The organism is Aeromicrobium sp. Sec7.5, from assembly GCF_036867135.1.
GTDB lineage: Bacteria > Actinomycetota > Actinomycetes > Propionibacteriales > Nocardioidaceae > Aeromicrobium.
This window is the reverse complement of record NZ_JBAJIJ010000001.1, coordinates 1,913,920-1,931,557: the sequence shown is the minus strand read 5'-3', so window position 1 is coordinate 1,931,557 and position 17,638 is coordinate 1,913,920. Positions and strand designations below refer to the sequence as shown.

The following is a 17,638-nucleotide window of genomic DNA, read 5'->3' as shown; positions in this document are numbered from 1 at the left end:
CCTGGAGGAGTATCTTCAGTAGTAGTTGGCGATCGCCGGCCTGGGGCCGGCGGTGAGCGCGTCCCAGATGGCGTCGTCGGTGTCGTCGCCCGTGAGGTGGCCGAGGCGGCGGAGGGTCCGCGAGTCCGCCGCCCCGAACAGGGTCTGCACGATCGCGGTGTCGTCGAGCTCGCGCGACGCCGTGGCCGAGGTCGTCTCGGCGACGTCCACCCGCCCGTCAGCCACCGAGGCCACGTAGGCCGTGCCCTGCCACGTGAACGGCAGCTCGGCCGTGATCGCTGTCGTCGGGGCGAGGGCCTGCAGGGCCACGACGTCCAGCACCTTGACCATGTAGGTGCTCCGGGACTGCACGCGGGAGTCGTCGGATCGCAGCAGGCCGGTCCACTCGTCGGCGGTGCTGGTGCGGATCACGGTGGTCGGCGTGACCGAGGCGAACGAGCCGAGGGTGCGGAGCAGCCCGACGAGGGAGGGTCGGTCGAGGGCCACGAGCTCGCGCACCGTCAGCACCGCGCCATCGCCGTACCCCTTGCCCCGGTCCCAGGCGGCGTAGCCCGTGACCTGGCCCGGGCTCGACTCGGCGAGCGTCACGCCGGTCAGTCCGTCGGTGTAGGCCTTCGCCGGGTCCGGGAAGGAGATGCCGTCACGGGTGAGGGGGCCGCGGTGCTGCTGGGCCCAGGCGGTGTACGCCGCAGCGATCGCAGGCAGGTCGCCGGCACCGGCGCGGCGCACCGGCGCGGCATCGCCACGCGCACCGAGCAGGTGGGTCGGCACGGCGATGTCGTCCAGGTTCGCCACCGGCGCGTACCCGAGGCTGCGGTAGATGCCGGAGGAGGTCGGGTACAGGCCGCTGAGCAGGGCGCCCCGCTCGCGGGCGGCGCCGAGGAGGGTCTCGAACAGGGGCCGCAGGTAGCCGCCGCCTCGGTGCTCAGCAGGCACCGTGATGCCGGCGATGCCCGCGGTCGGCACCCGTCGGTCGCCGAGCCAGGTCTCGAACTCGCGGTCGACGCCGAGCGCGACCACCTCGTCACCGGAGTCGACCCGCCACACGTGACGGCCCGGGCCGGGCGGGCTCTCGTCGTCACCGGCACCGAACGCCTCGATCCAGAACGGCTTGACCGCCGCCCAGTCGATCACGTCGAGGGGGCTCACCCGGGTGCTCATGACCCCATCCTGCCCGCGTCAGGACACGGCGGCCACAGTGACGTGCTGCTCGTCTCGTGGGTTCTCGACCTCGTCGAGTATGGCGACCGCCAGGTCAGGCGGGGTGATCCGGGAGTCGCCGGCGGCATCAGTCAGCAGGTGCGTCGTCCCACGGCGTTAGAGTCCGGTGCGGGGGCCCGGTTCGAGGTGGGCGGGCGGACTCACGTACGTCCAGGCCTCGTACGCGTGTCGCCGGCACGCCTCCAGCTGCGCGAGGCTGGCTGCGGCGACCGCTCGCCATGCCTCCGGCACGAAGGCCGGGTCGTCGGCCACCAGGAGATCCGCCCCGTGAGGGGAGAGCAGAGGCGCGGCGCCCCCGACGACAACCACTCGGGTTCCACTGCTCGCTGCCGCGTCAAGCACCCGACCCGTCAGCGGACCGAGCAGCTCCTCGTCGCCCGCAGCGAGTCGCACGGTGAGGACGGCGACGTCGACGTCTGAAAGCTCGATCCAGGTCGAGCGGTCGGTCAGGTCGCGACGCTGCACGGCGAGCCGACCGCGGAGCGCGAGATCCGTCGGTCGACGCGAGACGGCCGTGACAGCGTGGCCCCTCGACAGGGCCTCGGCGACGACCTCGCGTCCCACCATCCCGGTGGCGCCGAGCACCGAGATCCTCATGCGACCCTCCCGCGGACCCGCGCCGACGGAGTCAGCTGGCCGGCTAGCATGGCCGACAGGGCCAGAGCGAAGCCGGCGATCTGCAGGGCTGAGAGCGATTCGTCGACGACCAGTGCGCCGAGGGCCGCCGCCACGAGCGGGGCGAGCAGGCCGAGCAGCGCGGTCGCCGTCACGGGGAGCCTTCGGATCCCCGCGAACCACACGGTGTAGGTCAGCAGCCCGCCCACGAGCCCGAGCCACAGGTAGCCGGTGACGGCGGCCGAGTCGATGTCGGACGGCACGCCCTCGACGAGGAGGGTCGGCGCCAGCAGCACGAGACCGCCGGCAGTGAGCTGCCACCCGGCCAGGCCCAGAGCGGAGACGCCGTCGGGACGTCCCCATCGTTTCGTCAGCACGACGCCGAGGCCCATCGACGCGGCTCCGCCGAGGCCGGCGATCACGCCGACGGGGTCGAGCGTCCGGGCCGGTCCGAGCACGACCAGGGCGACCCCCGCGACACCGATCAGCCCCCAACCCAGACGCCACCAGGAGAGTCGCTCCCCGAGAACGACGACCACGAGGAGGGCCACGACGATCGGTTGTGTGGCTCCCAGCGTCGCCGCGACCCCTCCTGGCAGACGCTCGGCTGCCACGAACAGGAGCGGGAAGAACAGGCCGATGTTCAGGGTGCCGAGCACCGTGGTCCGCCACCACCAGACACCGTGGGGCAGAGCGCGGGCGAGCGCCAGGGCCAGCAGCCCGGCGGGAAGTGCTCGCACGAGACCGGCGAAGAGCGGGTGCCCCCCGGGCAGGAGCTCGGTCGTGACCAGGTACGTCGTGCCCCACACCGCCGGGGCCGCGGCCGTCATGAGGGTGACGCCGGCGCGACCGGGAGGTGCGGAGGTCGCGGAAGCTGCGGGGAAGGTGGCCGTTGACGTCATGATCCCAGCGTCGGCGCATCCGATGTATGAGTCCAATACATGTTTGTCATCTCATCGATCATGTTCCACGATGGATCAATGGAGCTCCAGCAACTGAGGTACGTCGTCGCCGTCGCCGAGGAGGGCAGCTTCACCCGGGCTGCGGTCCGGTGCTTCGTCGTGCAGTCGGCGCTGAGCCACCAGATCAAGGCCGTCGAGCAGGAGCTGGGGTTTCCGTTGTTCGCCCGCACCAGTCGCCGTGTGGCGTTGACGGCCGCGGGCGAGGCGTTCCTGCCCGGGGCGCGGGCGAGCCTCGCGGCGGCGGACCGAGCCGTCGTCGAGGCCGCAGCGGCCGTCGGCGAGGTCCGAGGTCGTTTGACAGTGTCGGTCATCCCGACCGTGACGGCGGTCGACGTGCCCGCGGAGCTGGCGTCCTTCCACGGACTGCATCCGGAGGTGCGTGTGTCGCTCGAGGTGGCGGGCAGCGACGAGATCATCGCGGGAATCGTTTCCGGCCGCGTCGACGTCGGTCTGCTCGGCCTGCCTGGTGACCGCGAGCCGCGCGGCGTCGCCTGGCAGCGGTTGGCTGGCGACCGGCTGGTCGCGGTGGTCGGCCGTGGCCACCGGCTCGCCGGTCGCGCCGAGCTGCGGCTGACCGACCTCGAGGGTGAGACCTTCGCCGACTTCCCGGCCGGGACGCCGGGCCGGGCCCAGAGCGATCTCGCCTTCAGGGCCGCCGGCGTCAGCCGTGACGTCGCCTTCGAGGTCATGGCGATCGACCTGCTCCGCGACCTGGTCCGCCGCCAGCTTGCGATCACGCTCCTGCCCGCCCGAGCCATGACGACGACGACCGGGATCGTGGTGATCCCGGTCGTCGACGGTCCGTTGCGGACCGAGTACCTCGCTTGGAGTGACTTCAACCCCGGCCCGGCGGCGCGGGCGTTCCTCGAGGTCCTCGGCTAGGTGGGCTCAGCCGACGTGGACGCCCTCGAGCTCGTCGGCGTGCAGGTCGGTGTGCTTGGTGTTCATGAAGGCCCAGACCAGCGCGGAGGCCCCGAAGATCATGAAGGCGCCGATCAGGAACGCCTGCGACGCACCTTCCGTGAACGCCGCCTGGCCGACGACCTCGTCGATCGCCTTCTGCGCCGCCGCCGAGGGGGGCGTGCCGCCCATCGACTGCAGCGAGGCGCCGATGCTCTCGGCCTTGTCGCGGGTGAAGTGGACGGCGGCGGTCGAGAGGGCGGCCAGGCCGACGGCGCCACCGACCTGCTGCATCGTGTTGAGCACGCCCGAGCCGATGCCCGAGTCCTCCGCGGGGATGCCGTGCACCGCGACGAGCGTCATCGTGACGAAGTTCAGGCCCATGCCGAGCGCCATCGTGACGATGAACGGAGCGATCTTGACCCAGAAGTCGATGTCGCTCGCGAAACCGGCGTCGCCGGACGCGACCGCCAGGATGTTCGACGCGCTGTCGTCGACCGAGATCCGCGAGAACATCAGCAACGAGAAGCCCGAGATCAGCGTGCCGGCGCCCACGATGTAGCGGGGGTCGAGGCGCGTGATGAGGTTCGACGCCAGGGTGGCGCCGCCGATCATGCCGACCGTGAACGGCAGGAACGCCAGGCCCGTGTGCAGCGGCGACCAGCCCGACACGTTCTGCAGGACGAGCGACATGAAGAAGAACATCGCGAACATCGCGGCCGGGGTGATGAACATCGTCACGAAGGCGATCGAGCGGGCCCGGTCGGCGAACAGGCTCAGCGGCATCAGCGGGTTGCGGACCGTGCGCTCGACCAGCACGAACGCCACGAGCAGCGCCGCGCCACCGATGAGCGCGAGGAGCGTGAAGGGATCGCTCCAGCCGTGGGCCTCCTCGCCGGCGCGGGAGAAGCCGTAGACGAGCGAGACGATGCCGACCGTGCCGATGATCGCGCCCGGGACGTCGAGCGCGACCCGGCGCGGGCGGCTCTCGTCGAGGTAGCGCGGCGCCAGGAGCACCGCGACCAGGCCGATCGGCACGTTGATCAGGAAGGTCAGGCGCCAGCCCTGGATCGTGTCGCTCTCGATGCCGGTCAGCCAGCCGCCGAGCACCAGGCCGAAGGCGGCGCCGATGCCGGCGAGGGCCGCGAAGATCGAGAATGCGCGGTTGCGCTGCGGTCCGGCCGGGAAGGTCGTCGTGATGAGCGCGAGGGCCGCGGGCGAGGCCAGGGCGGCGCCGAGACCCTGCAGGGCACGCGACGACAGCAGCATGGTCTCGTTCTGGGCGAGACCGCCGATCGCCGAGGCGACGATGAACACGATCAGGCCGATCATGAAGACGCGGCGGCGTCCGAACTGGTCACCGAGGCGTCCGCCGAGGAGCAGCAGGCCGCCGAACGCCAGCGCATAGCCGGTCACGACCCACTGCAGGTTGTTCTGGGCGATGCCGAGGTCGTCACCGATGTACGGCAGCGCGATGTTGGCGATCGTGGCGTCGAGCACCACCATGAGCTGCGCCAGGCAGATCACGACGAGCGCGATGCCCAGGTTCTGGTGCGTCGCGGTCTGCGGCTCGGACGAGCCCGTCTCGCTCGCGGGGGTGGACGTGGTCATGCGTTCTCCTGGAGGAGTGAGGGCCGCAGGGCGGCCGGAAGGATGATCTGGTCGACGACGGCGGTGATCGCCTCGACGTCCGGGGGGAGTCCGAGCAGGAACTCGCGGTGCATGATGATGCCGGCGAGCGCCGGAGCGACGAGGTCGACATCGACCCCGTCACGGAGCTCGCCGCGTTCGGCGGCGCGCCGGTAGATCTCGCGCGAGTGGGCGATCTTCGGGCCGATGAAGCGCTCACGGAACCCCGCCGCGAACTCCTCGTCGTGGCCGAGCGCCGTGATGATGCTGCTGAAGACGGCCCGCAGCCGAGGATCCGTCAGCCGGCCCCGGCCACAGTGCGTCGCGAGCAGGTCGCCCCGCAGCGAGCCCGTGTCGAGCTCGGCGGCGGGCGGGTCCTTCAGCGCCAGCAGCGCCTCCAGGACGAGCGTGGCCTTGCTCGACCAGAGCCGGTAGAGCGTGGCCTTCGACGCCTTGGCGGCCTGGGCCACGGCGTCCATCGTCAGCCGGTCGTAACCGACCTCGGCGAGCACGTCGATCGTGGCGTCGAGGATCTCGAGCTCACGGTCGCCCGTGACCCGGGGCCGGGCGGTGGAGTCGTCGTCGGGTGCCACCCGCATGCCCTTCGTTCGATGGTACGAAACCGTTTCGTTCCATCAGGAGAGTACGGGGTCGTTTCATCGTCTGGCAACGGTGACCTGCGTCACTGCTGGACGAAAGGTCGGCCTCCGGGGTCCTTCGTGACCGTCAGGGTGTCCAGGACGTCACCGGGCGCGAGGCCCAGCGGCGATGGTCCCGTACCCGTTCCGGGGTCGCCGACCGTGCCGACGTAGGAGGTGTACACCAGGCGGTCGCGCTCCACGCGCACCGACTGGTAGGTCGCGATCTTGTCGGCGGCGACGTCGCGCACGGCATCGTTGATCGTCCAGTTGTTGCGGTCCGCCGGATCGAGGTCGTAGTACTTGTCGCCCGCGTTCGCGACGACGTAGGTCGGGCCGGCGTAGCCGCCGGTGACGTCGTTCTCCGCCAGGTGGCCGCGGGCGTAGGCGTGGTCGTGGCCCTGCAGCACCAGGTCGACCCCGTGCTCCTCCAGCAGGGGCAGGAACGATGAGCGCTGGGCGAGGTTGTCGCGCAGCTTCGAGGCCGAGAACATCGGTTGGTGGATCGTGACGACGGTCCACGTGCGCGGGTTGTCGGCGAGCTGCTCCTCCAGCCAGGCGGCCTGCACCGCGCCGAGACCGTTGTCGGTCGGGTCCGACAGCCCGTCGGTGATGTTGCCGTCGAGCGTGATGAAGCGGACGTCGCCGACGTCGACGCGGTAGGTGAGGTCCTCCTGTCCCTCGGGACCGTTACGGGGGTACTGCACCTGGCTGCGGTAGCGCAGCATCTCCTCGTCGCCGTACAGCTCGTGGTTGCCGGCGACGGTCAGGAAGCTGCGCGTCGCCGCCCACGGGGCGACGGCGTCGAACCACTGCGCCCACTGGTGGTCGTCGTTGCCGTCGTTGACCTGGTCGCCCGCGGTCAGGGCGAGTGTCGCAGCGGGGTGCTGGGTGAAGGCCTGGTCGACGACGCTCGACCATCCGGCGTCCAGGCCCCACTGTGCGTCGCCGAAGTACAGGAACGTCCACGGGTCGACATCGGTGGCGGCGGGTGCCGTGGTGAAGGTCGTCCACGCGGAGAAGTCGTCCCCCTGGCCGACGCGGTAGGTGTAGGCCGTCGCGGGCTCGAGGTCCGTCACGGTCGCACTGTGGTGACGTGCGACCAGGCGGGAGCGGGGGAGGCGCTCGGCGATGCTCTCGTCGGCCTCGACGGTGCGGACCGCGTCGGGGTCGTCCGCCGGCGCCACCTGCACCTCACCGTCCTCGGTGGCCTCGTCGGTGCGCCAGGTGACGGTCTGGCTCGTCGCCGCGTCCGTCGTCGGGTTCAGGATGATGCGGTCCGGACGTGCCGTGGCGGTGCCGTCGTCGGTCGCTGATGCCGTGCTGCCGCCGCCGGTCCGGACGGCCACCAGGGCGATGATCGCCGCGGTCAGCACGGCGCCGACCAGGAACCTGCGGGTGACGGGGCGGCTCAGGGCGTGCGTGAGGGCGGACACGCCGCGACGCTCGGCGAGGGAGCCGGCGCGCGGGTGAACACGCGGCCGGCGCGCGGGTGACGGACGCGTGAACACCTGTCACCGACTTAGTGTTGACCTGACTCTAAGTGGGGGTTAGAGTCAGTCGCACCTGAAGGAGGTGACGCATGACGCTCCAGTCCGACCTCGCGGCGACCCGTGACTCCGGCGCCGAGACCGACGAGCGGGTGGCCCTCGCGGTGTCCACCGTGATCTTCGCGCTGCGTCCCCACCCCGTCACCGGGAGTCCCACGATCTGGCTGCCGCTCGTGCGCCGCATCCGTGAGCCCTTCGAGGGTCGCTGGGCGCTGCCCGGCGGCCCGCTCGAGTCGCACGAGGACCTCGCGTCGTCGGCGCGCCACACGCTCGAGCGCACGACGGGCCTGGCGCCCCACTACCTCGAGCAGCTCTACGCCTTCGGTCGGGTCGACCGCTCGCCCGACCGGGTGGTCTCGATCGTCTACTGGGCCCTCGTGCGCGCCGAGGAGGATGCCCAGGTCGTGCCGATCCCGAACGTCGAGTGGTTCGTCGCCGACGAGGTGTCGGGCCTGGCCTTCGACCACGACGACATCGTCGAGTACGCCCTCGCCCGCCTGCGGGCCAAGATCACCTACTCGCCGATCGCCTACGGCTTCCTGCCCGACGAGTTCACGCTCGCGCAGCTGCGGGAGGTCTACGAGGCGGTCCTCGGGCGCCAGCTCGATCCGGCGAACTTCCGCCGCCAGATGCGCGGGCGGCTCCAGGCCACGGGTCGCTGCCTGGAAGGCCTCAGCCACCGCCCCCCGGCCCTCTACCGGCACGACCCCACCACGTCCCGCACCACCCTGTCCTTCGAAAGGGAGTCCCGATGACCACCTTCTCCGTCGACGAGCTCATCACTACCTCGCCCGAGGCCAGCTGCGACGCCGATCTCGCGGCAGGGCCATGGGCCTTCGACCTCAGCCCGGGCTACGGCCCGGGCGCCTCGGAGGACGACGTGATCCCCGATCCCGTCGTGCGCCCCGGTCAGCTGCCGGTGGCCTACCAGCGCATGGACGAGGCCGAGCTGCACGCCCGCATCGTCCGCGCCAAGGAGACGCTGGGCGACAGGCTCGTGATCCTGGGGCACTTCTACCAGCGCGACGAGGTCGTGCAGCACGCCGACTTCGTGGGCGACTCGTTCCAGCTGGCGAACGCCGCGCTCACCAAGCCGGAGGCCGAGACGATCGTGTTCTGCGGGGTGCACTTCATGGCCGAGACCGCCGACATCCTGGCGCTTCCCGAGCAGCACGTGATCCTCCCCAACCTCGCGGCCGGCTGCTCGATGGCCGACATGGCCGACGAGGACTCGGTCGAGTCGGCGTGGGAGGAGCTCATGGAGCTCTACGCCGACGAGGACGCGGCGGCGGACGGCACCGGCGGGGGTGCCGGGCCGGGGGCGGCAGACGGTAGAGCCTCCGTCATCCCGGTCACGTACATGAACTCCTCGGCGGCGCTCAAGGCGTTCTGCGGTCGCCACGGCGGCATCGTGTGCACGTCGTCGAACGCCGCGACGGTGCTCGAGTGGGCCTTCGAGCGGGGGCGGCGCGTCCTGTTCTTCCCCGACCAGCACCTCGGCCGCAACACCGGCAAGGCCATGGGCGTGCCGCTCGAGCAGATGCCGATGATCAACCCGCGCAAGCCCGGGCTGGGCGTCGAGCCCCAGGAGCTGCGTGACGCCCGGGTCCTGCTGTGGCCGGGCTTCTGCTCGGTGCACAAGCGATTCACCGTGGCCCAGATCGACCGTGCGAGGGCCGAGCACCCGGGCGTCAAGGTCGTCGTCCACCCGGAGAGCCCCATGCCGGTCGTCGACGCCGCCGACGCCGCCGGGTCGACCGACGTCATCCGCAAGTTCGTCGCGGCCAGCGAGCCCGGCGACGTCATCGCGATCGGCACCGAGATCAACATGGTCAACCGGCTCGCCGCCGAGTACCCGGACCGCACGATCTTCTGCCTCGACCCGGTCATCTGCCCGTGCTCGACGATGTACCGGATCCATCCCGGCTACCTCGCGTGGGTGCTCGACGGCCTGCTCGAGGGCGAGGTCCGCAACGAGATCGTGGTCGACGACGAGGTCGCCACGCACGCCAAGGTCGCGCTCGAGCGCATGCTCGCGGCGCTGCCGAAGTAGGAGCTCCTCATGACTCATCTCCTGGTGGTCGGCAGCGGTGTCGCGGGACTCACCGCGGCCCTGGACGCCGACGGGCGCCCGGGTGTCTCGGTCACGCTGCTCACGAAGGCCACGCTCGAGTCGTCCAACACCTGGTTCGCCCAGGGCGGCGTCGCGGTCGTGACCTCGAGCGACGACACGGTCGGCGAGCACGTGGCCGACACCCTGGCCGCCGGCGCCGGCCTGTCCGACGACGAGGCCGTCGAGGTGCTCTGCGCTGAGGGGCCCGAGGCCGTGCAGCACCTGATCGACCGCGGCGTGCTGTTCGACGTGCACGACGGCGTCCTGGCCCGCGGGCTCGAGGCCGCGCACTCGCACGAGCGCATCCTGCACGCGGGCGGCGACGCCACGGGTGCGGCGATCGCGGCGGCGCTGATCGACCGCCTGCGTGACTCGTCGGTCGTGGTCCGTGAGAACACCACCGCCGTCGACCTCGTGGTCGAGGACGGCCGGGTCGTGGGCGTCACGCTCCTCGACGGGGACCGCATCGACGCCGATGCCGTCGTCCTGGCGACGGGCGGGGCCGGCCAGCTGTACCCGTACACGACCAACCCGGCGGTGGCCACGGGCGACGGCCTGGCAATGGCTCTGCGGGCGGGCGCGGTCGCGGCCGACCTGGAGTTCTACCAGTTCCACCCGACGTCCCTGGCGGCTCCGGGCAACCACCTGGTGTCCGAGGCGGTGCGAGGTGAGGGCGCCGTGCTGGTCGACGCGGGTGGACGCCGCTTCATGGTCGACGTCCACCCGGATGCCGAGCTGGCTCCCCGCGACGTCGTCGCTCGTGGGATCGCGGCCCAGATGGCGCTGCAGGGGGGTGCGCCCGTGCGGCTCGATGCCACGGCCCTCGGCGCGGAGTTCCTCGCGAAGCGCTTCCCCACGATTGACGCGGCCGTGCGCGCGCGGGGGTTCGCGTGGGACCGCGACCCGATCCCTGTCACCCCGGCGGCGCACTACTTCATGGGTGGCGTGCGCACCGATCTCTGGGCACGGACGTCGCTGCCGGGGCTCTTCGCCGTCGGGGAGGTCGCCTGCAACGGCCTGCACGGCGCGAACCGGCTGGCGTCGAACTCGCTGCTCGAGGGCGCCGTCTACGGCCGCCGTGTCGTCGACGCGGCCCTGGACCCGGCGGGGGTCCCCGACCACGTCTTCGACGAGGAGTGGGCCGAACCGATCGTCGTGCACCTGCCGAGCGGCGGGGTGCTCTCGAGCAGGGCCGACCTGCAGCAGCTCATGTGGGACGCGGCCGGGCTGACGCGCGACGGTGCTGGGCTGTCCGCCGCCGCCGCCGAGCTCGCGCGCTGGTCCGTGCCTGCTGCCACCGACGCGAAGTCGGCCGAGGACGCCAACCTGCACGTCGTCGCCCAGGCCGTCGTCGCCAGCGCACTGGCGCGGCGGGAGTCGCGGGGTGGGCACTTCCGGATCGACTTCCCGGAGCCGGGCGACGGTCCGGGCGTCCACAGCGGTGTCGTGGTGACCGCGGCTGGGGAGCGACGTGCTTGAGCCCGCGCAGATCCGACCCGTCGTCGTGGCGGCGCTCGCCGAGGACGCCCCCTCCGGGGACGTCACGTCGCAGGTGTTCGTCCCCGCCGCCGCCGTCGCCACGGCCGACGTCGTCGCGCGCGAGCCCGGTGTCATGGCCGGGGTGCAGGTGCTCGAGGTCGTGTTCGACGAGGTCGACCCGACCGTCGAGGTCGTGCTGCACATCGATGACGGGGAGGAGTTCGCCGCGGGTGACGTGCTCGCCACGATCAGCGGGCCGGCGCGCGCCATCCTCCGCGGCGAACGCATCGCGCTGAACCTCCTGCAGCGGATGTGCGGCATCGCCACCCTGACCTCGCAGTACGTCGCGGCGGTCGCCCACACCCGGGCGCGCGTCGTCGACACCCGCAAGACCACGCCCGGCTTGCGCGTCCTCGAGCGGCACGCCGTGCGCTGCGGGGGTGGGCACAACCACCGCTTCTCGCTCTCGGACGCCGTCATGGCCAAGGACAACCACCTCGCCCTGACCGACGACATCACCGCCGCCATCACGGCCGCCCGGGCCCAGATCCCGCACACGATGCACCTCGAGGTGGAGGTCGACCGGCTGGGCCAGGTCGAGCCCGTGCTCGCCGGTGGCGTCGACACGATCATGCTCGACAACTTCGCCCTCGAGGACCTGCGCACGGGGGTCGAGGTCGTCGCCGGCCGGGCCATCGTCGAGGCCAGCGGCGGGGTCAACCTCGAGAGCGTCGGCGCGATCGCCGAGACCGGCGTCGACGTCATCAGCGTCGGCGCCCTCACCCACGGTGTCCGCGCGCTCGACCTGGGCCTCGACATGAGGATCACCCGGTGACCCCGGCAGGGGTCCCGGGCCTTGGGCGGGGATGGGTGCCGGCAGGGGTCCCGGGCCCTGGGCGGGAATGAGCACCGTGTACCTGGACGAAGCCGCCACCACCCCGGTGCGGCGTGACGTGCTCGAGGCGATGTGGCCGTACCTCACCGGCACGTTCGGCAACCCCTCCAGCACGCACGAGCCCGGAGAGCTCGCCCGCCGCGCCCTCGAGGACGCGCGCCGCGACGTCGCCACGTTCCTCGGCGCGCGGCCGGGGGAGATCACGTTCACCTCGGGCGGCACCGAGTCCGACAACGCGGCGGTCAAGGGCCTGGCCCTCGCCTCGACCCGCGGTCGCCACGTCGTGGTGAGCGCGATCGAGCACCCGGCCGTCCTGGAGTCGGCCGCCTGGCTCGCGCGCCAGGGCTTCGAGGTCACCGAGATCGGCGTCGACGCGTTCGGGCGGGTCGCGCCCGACGAGCTCGCCGCCGCGCTCCGCGACGACACTGCCGTCGTGAGCGTGCAGCTCGCGAGCAACGAGGTCGGCACGGTGCAGGACGTCGCCGCGCTGTCGGCGGTCGCGGCCGAGCGGGGCGTCCCCTTCCACACCGATGCGGTGCAGGGCGCCGGATGGCTCGACCTGGACGTCGCGCGCCTCGGGGTGCAGGCGCTCAGCCTCTCGGGCCACAAGCTCGGCGCCCCGAAGGGCGTGGGCGTGCTGTTCGTCGCGCGGCGGGTCCGGTTCGAGCCACTCCTGCACGGGGGCGGCCAGGAGCACGGTCGACGGTCCGGCACCGAGAACGTCGCCTCGGCGGTGGGCCTGGCGGCCGCCGTCCGCGCCGCTCGGCCGGACGCGTCGGGCGTCGCCGCACTCCGCGACCGCTTCGTCGAGCAGGTGCTCGCGGGCGCGCCCACGGCCCGGCTCACGGGCCATCGCGTCCACCGGCTGCCGGGCAGCGCGTCCTTCGTGTTCCCGGGGCGCTCGGGGGAGTCGATCCTGCTCGACCTCGAGCGGCGCGGCGTCGTCGTGTCCAGCGGATCGGCCTGCCACGCCGGCAGCGACGAGCCCAGCCACGTGCTGACGGCGATGGGCCTGGAGCGCGAGGTCGCGCAGACCGCCGTGCGCTTCACGTTCGGGGCGGCCGTCACCGCCGCCCAGCTCGATGACGCGGCCCGCGCGGTGGTCGAGGTCTGTGCCTGATCCCGGCGCGTGAACGTGCGGTCTACGCTGGAACGACCATGAGCGTCCCCCGTCCCGAGCAGCGCAGCCACGAGCAGCGCAGCCCCGAGCAGCACCCTCCGGTGTACCTCGACCATGCGGCGACCACGCCGATGGTGACAGAGGCGATCGCTGTCCTGACCGAGCAGCTCGGACACACGGGCAACCCGTCGTCGCTGCACGCCTCCGGACGCGCGGCGCGGCGCGTCGTCGAGGAGTCGCGCGAGCTCATCGCCGAGCGACTCGGCGCACGTCCCAGCGAGGTCGTGTTCACGTCCGGTGGCACCGAGGCCAACAACCTGGCCATCAAGGGCCTGTACTGGTCGCGGCACGCGCAGGATCCGGCCCGCCGCCGCCTGCTCTTCAGCGCGATCGAGCACCACGCCCTGCTCGACCCGGTCGTCTGGCTCGGCAAGGAGCAGGGGGCCGACATCGTCACGACCGCGGTCGACCGTCACGGGGTGCTGCGGCTCGACGACCTGCGCGACTCGATCGACGTCGACCCGCGCGCCGTCGCGGCGATCACCACGATGTGGGCCAACAACGAGATGGGCTCCATCCAGCCGATCTCCGAGGTCGTCGCGCTGGCGAAGCAGCACGGCATCCCCGTGCACAGTGATGCCGTGCAGGCGGCGGGTCACCTGGCGATCGACTTCGGCGCCAGCGGGCTCGACGCCATGACCGTCACGGCCCACAAGCTCGGTGGCCCGGTCGGTGTCGGGGCGCTCCTCGCGGTGCGTGAGCTGGACCTCATGCCCCTGCTCCACGGCGGTGGTCAGGAGCGCGACGTGCGGTCGGGCACCCTCGGTGCACCGCTCGTCGCCTCGTTCGCCGCCGCGGTCGACGTGTCGGTCCGGTCGCAGGCGGCGGAGGCGGAGCGCCTCGAGGCCCTCCGCGGCCGACTCGTCGCCGGCATCCTCCACCTGGTGCCCGACGCCGTGGTCAACGGTCCGTCAGGTCCCGACCAGCGCCTCCCGCACGTCGCCCACGTGACGTTCCCGGGCTGCGACGGCGACGCGATGCTGATGCTGTTCGACGCCCACGGCATCGAGGTCTCGACCGGATCGGCCTGCACCGCCGGCGTCCCGCAGCCCAGCCACGTCCTGCTCGCGATGGGCTACGACGAGGACGCCGCCGCCGGGTCGCTGCGGTTCAGCCTGGGCCGCACCACCACCGACGCCGAGATCGACCGGGTGCTGGCCGTCCTGCCCGAGGTCCATGACCGCGCGAGCGCGGCGCGGGCGGTGAGGCAGCGATGACGGGCACGGCGATGACGGGCGCGGGGATGACGGGCGCGGGGATGACGGGCGCGCGGCTGCGACTCGTCGCCGCGATGTCCGGCGGTGTCGACTCCGCCGTTGCCGCGGCGCGCGCGGTCGACGCCGGCCACGAGGTCACCGGCGTGCACCTGGCGCTCAGCCGCAACCCCAAGTCGTACCGGTCGGGTGCGCGTGGCTGCTGCTCGATCGAGGACTCGAACGACGCGCGCCGGGCCGCCGACGCGATCGGCATCCCGTTCTACGTCTGGGACATGAGCGACGAGTTCGCCGAGGCGGTCGTCGACGACTTCGTCAGCGAGTACGAGGCCGGTCGCACTCCGAACCCGTGCCTGCGGTGCAACGAGAAGATCAAGTTCGCGGCCGTCCTGGAGCGGGCCCTCGCCCTCGGGTTCGACGGGGTCGTGACAGGTCACTACGCGCAGGTGCGCACGGGCGACGACGGACTCGTCGAGATGCATCGCGCGGTCGACATGGCCAAGGATCAGAGCTACGTCCTCGGCGTGCTGACGCAGGACCAGCTGAGCCGGTCGCACTTCCCGCTGGGCGACTCGACCAAGCCGGACGTGCGCCGCGAGGCCGAGGAGCGCGGCCTGCAGGTCGCGAGCAAGCCCGACAGCCACGACATCTGCTTCGTAGCTGACGGCGACAACGCGGGCTGGCTGGCCGAGAAGATCGGTCCTCGTCCGGGCACGATCGTCGACGAGTCCGGCGAGGTGCTGCGCGAGCACGACGGTGCCTACGCCTTCACGATCGGACAGCGCCGCGGCCTGCGCCTGGGCGTGCCGGCCGACGACGGCAAGCCGCGGTTCGTGCTCGACATCGAGCCCGTGTCGGGCACCGTCACGGTGGGGCCGCGCGACCAGCTGCTCGTCGACGCGCTCGACGGCGTCTCGCCGCTGTGGTGCACCGCGGCGCCGACCCGCGAGATCACGTGCACGGTGCAGCTGCGCGCCCACGGTGCCGAGCACCGGGCGCGGGTCCGTGTCGATCGTGATCCCGGAGTGGACGACGACCGAGCGAGCACCGTCCACGTCGAGCTGCTCGACCCGGCCGAGGGCATCGCGCCCGGCCAGGCGTGCGTCGTCTACGACGGCACCCGGGTCGTCGGCTCGGCCACGATCTCCCGGACGCGGCGGCGGTCCACGAGTCCGGCGTGACCCCGGCGACGGACCCGGCGACCGAGGCGGTGCTCGACAGCCTCGTGATCGGCGCCGGCCAGGCCGGCCTGTCGTCCTCGTTCCACCTGCGCCGGCTCGGGATCGACCACGTCGTCCTCGACGCGAACGACGCTGCCGGCGGAGCCTGGCAGCACCGGTGGGACGCCTTGACGATGGCCGACGTCCACGGTGTGGCCGACCTGCCCGACGCCCCACTGCCGGCGGCGGTCGGGCCGGAGCGGGCCAACGAGCTCGTCCCGGCCTACTTCGCGGCGTACGAGCAGGACCACGGACTCCCCGTCGAGCGACCCGTCCCGGTCGAGCACGTGCGGCAGGACCCCGACGACCCGGCGCTCCTGCTGGTCGATTCCGGCGGAGGGACCTGGCGCACGAGGACGCTCGTGAACGCCAGCGGCACGTGGCGGCGACCGTTCATCCCGCGCTATCCCGGCCAGGAGGTGTTCGCGGGGGAGCAGCTGCACACCGCGGGCTACCCCGGCCGCGAGCACTTCCGCGGGAAGCGCGTGCTGGTCGTCGGGGGTGGGGCGTCGGCCGTGCAGTTCCTCGGGGCGCTGCGGCCGGTCACCGACACGCTCTGGGTCACGCGGCGCGAGCCGGTGTGGCGCACCGGGAGGTTCGACCCCGAGGCGGGGCGCGAGGCCGTCGCGATGGTCGCCGAACGGGTGCAGCAGGGCCTGCCACCCCGCAGCGTCGTCAGTGTCACCGGACTGATGCTGCGGCCGCAGGAGGCGGAGGCCGAGCGGTTGGGTGCCTACGAGCGCCGGCCGATGTTCCAGCGGGTCGAGCCCGACGGCGTGCGCTGGGACGACGGCTCGTTCGAGCCGGTTGACGTGATCCTGTGGGCCACGGGCTTTCGCCCCGACGTCGAGCACCTGGCGCCGCTGCACCTGCGTTCCTCGCGCGGGGGGATCCAGCTCGGGGCCACGCGCGCGACCGCGACGGAGTCCGTCGTCGACCCCCGGGTGCAGCTCGTCGGCTATGGGCCGTCGGCGTCCACGATCGGCGCCAACCGCGCGGGCCGCACCGCAGCCGTCGCAGTGCGCCGCCACCTCCGCCCCTAGGGTGAGACCATGCGTGCCACGGGGGTCGGGTCAGTTCCGGGCGAGGACTTCCGGGAGTGGGCCAAGGTGTCGCTCGGCGGGCTCGACCTGCCGTTCGTGCCCGAGCTGCCGGCCCGCGGCGTCCACGCGGCCATGATCGGTCGCTCGCTGGCGCTGCTCGACGGACTCCAGGCCGACCTGCAGCCTGCGGGCTGGCGGGTCGGGGTCGGCTCGGGGCGTGACCACCGCCTGGCGGAGTCGCTCCTCGCGCAGGACCTGGACGCCCTCGAGGAGCTCGGCGCCGATCACGAGGGACCTCTCAAGCAGCAGCTCGCCGGACCGTGGACCCTCTCCGCCACTGCCGAGCTCGCCCGCGGCGAGAAGATCCTGGTCGACCACGGCGCCCGACGCGACCTCGCCGAGTCGCTCGCGGCCGGCCTCGCCGAGCACCTCGGCGACCTGAAGCGGCGGTTCCCGAAGGCCCAGCTCGTGGTCCAGGTCGACGAGCCGGCGCTCCCGGCGGTGCTCGACGCCGGGATCCCCACGGCCAGCGGGTTCGGTCGCCACCGCACGATCCACCCGCCGGAGGCCGACGCGCACCTGCGCCTGCTCACCGACGTCGTGCGCGACGCGGGTGCCACGCCGGTCGTGCACGTCTGTGCCAGCGACGTGCCGGTCGCGCTCCTGCACGGCGCCGGGTTCGCGGCGGTCGGGTTCGACCTCGCGCTGACGCCGCCGAGTGATGCCTGGGGCGAGGCGTTCGAGGCGGGCCTCGACCTGTGGATGGGCGTCGTGCCATCGGTCGACCCCGCGACGGTGCCCACCTCGTCGGTGCTGATCGGACGGGTCGAGTCCTTCCTCGGTCGCCTGGGGTTCGACGAGGAGACGGCCGATCCCCGCGTCGTCGTCAGTCCGTCCTGCGGGCTCGCCAGCGCCACCCCGGCCTGGGCCCGGCAGGCCCTCGCGCTCGCGGCGAACGTCGGTGCCCGCCACTAGTCTC

At 72.5% G+C, this 17,638-nt stretch carries 16 protein-coding genes; 10 read left to right on the top strand and 6 right to left on the bottom strand.

Translation table 11 applies throughout. The annotated features are described in order from the left end of the window. Window positions 1-15: 15 nt before the first annotated feature. The 3 genes from V6S66_RS09690 to V6S66_RS09680 form a co-directional block, all read right to left on the bottom strand. Window positions 16-1,161: a GNAT family N-acetyltransferase gene (locus V6S66_RS09690; RefSeq protein WP_334206534.1), complete on the bottom strand. Its 1,146-nt coding sequence runs from the start codon at window positions 1,159-1,161 to the stop codon at window positions 16-18. Between the two features lie 156 nt (window positions 1,162-1,317). After that, entirely contained in the window at window positions 1,318-1,818 is a 501-nt protein-coding gene (locus V6S66_RS09685; RefSeq protein WP_334206533.1) for an NAD(P)-dependent oxidoreductase, read from the bottom strand. Continuing rightward, a complete protein-coding gene (locus tag V6S66_RS09680; RefSeq protein WP_334206532.1) occupies window positions 1,815-2,738 on the bottom strand; it encodes an EamA family transporter in 924 nt (307 codons plus the stop codon). The genes V6S66_RS09685 and V6S66_RS09680 overlap by 4 nt, the downstream gene beginning before the upstream one ends. A gap of 78 nt (window positions 2,739-2,816) precedes the next feature. Here V6S66_RS09680 and V6S66_RS09675 point away from each other — a divergent pair, with 78 nt between their 5' ends. Further along, window positions 2,817-3,680 carry a LysR family transcriptional regulator gene (locus V6S66_RS09675; RefSeq protein ID WP_334206531.1) on the top strand — a complete coding sequence of 288 codons (864 nt, stop codon included), beginning with the start codon at window positions 2,817-2,819 and terminating at the stop codon, window positions 3,678-3,680. Between the two features lie 6 nt (window positions 3,681-3,686). Here V6S66_RS09675 and V6S66_RS09670 read toward each other — a convergent pair whose 3' ends face one another. From V6S66_RS09670 to V6S66_RS09660, 3 genes are all read right to left on the bottom strand, one after another. Next, window positions 3,687-5,309: a DHA2 family efflux MFS transporter permease subunit gene (locus tag V6S66_RS09670; RefSeq protein ID WP_334206530.1), complete on the bottom strand. Its 1,623-nt coding sequence runs from the start codon at window positions 5,307-5,309 to the stop codon at window positions 3,687-3,689. Beyond that, window positions 5,306-5,926, bottom strand: a complete 621-nt coding sequence (locus V6S66_RS09665) for a TetR/AcrR family transcriptional regulator (protein WP_334206529.1) — start codon at window positions 5,924-5,926, stop codon at window positions 5,306-5,308. Before V6S66_RS09665 ends, V6S66_RS09670 begins: the two co-directional genes overlap by 4 nt. Window positions 5,927-6,009: 83 nt before the next feature. Then, window positions 6,010-7,401: a metallophosphoesterase family protein gene (locus V6S66_RS09660; protein WP_334206528.1), complete on the bottom strand. Its 1,392-nt coding sequence runs from the start codon at window positions 7,399-7,401 to the stop codon at window positions 6,010-6,012. Window positions 7,402-7,547: 146 nt separating this feature from the next. Between V6S66_RS09660 and V6S66_RS09655 the strand changes: the two genes are divergently transcribed. The 9 genes from V6S66_RS09655 (at window position 7,548) to V6S66_RS09615 (ending at window position 17,634) form a co-directional block, all read left to right on the top strand. After that, window positions 7,548-8,270 carry an NUDIX hydrolase gene (locus tag V6S66_RS09655; RefSeq protein WP_334206527.1) on the top strand — a complete coding sequence of 241 codons (723 nt, stop codon included), beginning with the start codon at window positions 7,548-7,550 and terminating at the stop codon, window positions 8,268-8,270. After that, window positions 8,267-9,568, top strand: coding sequence for a quinolinate synthase NadA (gene nadA, locus V6S66_RS09650; protein WP_334206526.1), 1,302 nt, complete (start codon window positions 8,267-8,269; stop codon window positions 9,566-9,568). Before V6S66_RS09655 ends, nadA begins: the two co-directional genes overlap by 4 nt. 9 nt (window positions 9,569-9,577) lie before the next feature. Next, window positions 9,578-11,107 (top strand): L-aspartate oxidase, encoded by a 1,530-nt coding sequence (gene nadB / locus V6S66_RS09645; protein WP_334206525.1) that lies wholly within the window; start codon window positions 9,578-9,580, stop codon window positions 11,105-11,107. Beyond that, entirely contained in the window at window positions 11,100-11,942 is an 843-nt protein-coding gene (gene nadC / locus V6S66_RS09640) for a carboxylating nicotinate-nucleotide diphosphorylase (protein ID WP_334206524.1), read from the top strand. The genes nadB and nadC overlap by 8 nt, the downstream gene beginning before the upstream one ends. A gap of 67 nt (window positions 11,943-12,009) precedes the next feature. Continuing rightward, entirely contained in the window at window positions 12,010-13,122 is a 1,113-nt protein-coding gene (locus V6S66_RS09635) for a cysteine desulfurase family protein (RefSeq protein WP_334206523.1), read from the top strand. A gap of 38 nt (window positions 13,123-13,160) precedes the next feature. Continuing rightward, complete coding sequence (locus tag V6S66_RS09630) at window positions 13,161-14,399, top strand: cysteine desulfurase family protein (RefSeq protein WP_334206522.1); 1,239 nt, start codon at window positions 13,161-13,163, stop codon at window positions 14,397-14,399. 56 nt (window positions 14,400-14,455) lie between these two features. Next, window positions 14,456-15,577 (top strand): tRNA 2-thiouridine(34) synthase MnmA, encoded by a 1,122-nt coding sequence (mnmA, locus tag V6S66_RS09625; protein ID WP_334207252.1) that lies wholly within the window; start codon window positions 14,456-14,458, stop codon window positions 15,575-15,577. Further along, complete coding sequence (locus V6S66_RS09620) at window positions 15,574-16,659, top strand: NAD(P)-binding domain-containing protein (RefSeq protein ID WP_334206521.1); 1,086 nt, start codon at window positions 15,574-15,576, stop codon at window positions 16,657-16,659. Before mnmA ends, V6S66_RS09620 begins: the two co-directional genes overlap by 4 nt. Window positions 16,660-16,668: 9 nt before the next feature. Then, entirely contained in the window at window positions 16,669-17,634 is a 966-nt protein-coding gene (locus tag V6S66_RS09615; protein WP_334206520.1) for a methionine synthase, read from the top strand. Window positions 17,635-17,638: the final 4 nt, after the last annotated feature.

Coding starts and splice junctions, on each gene's coding strand:
- V6S66_RS09690 (WP_334206534.1), bottom strand. CDS start 1,161: ATGAGCACCCGGGTGAGCCCCCTCGACGTGATCGACTGGGCGGCGGTC.
- V6S66_RS09685 (WP_334206533.1), bottom strand. CDS start 1,818: ATGAGGATCTCGGTGCTCGGCGCCACCGGGATGGTGGGACGCGAGGTC.
- V6S66_RS09680 (WP_334206532.1), bottom strand. CDS start 2,738: ATGACGTCAACGGCCACCTTCCCCGCAGCTTCCGCGACCTCCGCACCT.
- V6S66_RS09675 (WP_334206531.1), top strand. CDS start 2,817: ATGGAGCTCCAGCAACTGAGGTACGTCGTCGCCGTCGCCGAGGAGGGC.
- V6S66_RS09670 (WP_334206530.1), bottom strand. CDS start 5,309: ATGACCACGTCCACCCCCGCGAGCGAGACGGGCTCGTCCGAGCCGCAG.
- V6S66_RS09665 (WP_334206529.1), bottom strand. CDS start 5,926: ATGCGGGTGGCACCCGACGACGACTCCACCGCCCGGCCCCGGGTCACG.
- V6S66_RS09655 (WP_334206527.1), top strand. CDS start 7,548: ATGACGCTCCAGTCCGACCTCGCGGCGACCCGTGACTCCGGCGCCGAG.
- nadA (WP_334206526.1), top strand. CDS start 8,267: ATGACCACCTTCTCCGTCGACGAGCTCATCACTACCTCGCCCGAGGCC.
- nadB (WP_334206525.1), top strand. CDS start 9,578: ATGACTCATCTCCTGGTGGTCGGCAGCGGTGTCGCGGGACTCACCGCG.
- V6S66_RS09635 (WP_334206523.1), top strand. CDS start 12,010: ATGAGCACCGTGTACCTGGACGAAGCCGCCACCACCCCGGTGCGGCGT.
- V6S66_RS09630 (WP_334206522.1), top strand. CDS start 13,161: ATGAGCGTCCCCCGTCCCGAGCAGCGCAGCCACGAGCAGCGCAGCCCC.
- V6S66_RS09615 (WP_334206520.1), top strand. CDS start 16,669: ATGCGTGCCACGGGGGTCGGGTCAGTTCCGGGCGAGGACTTCCGGGAG.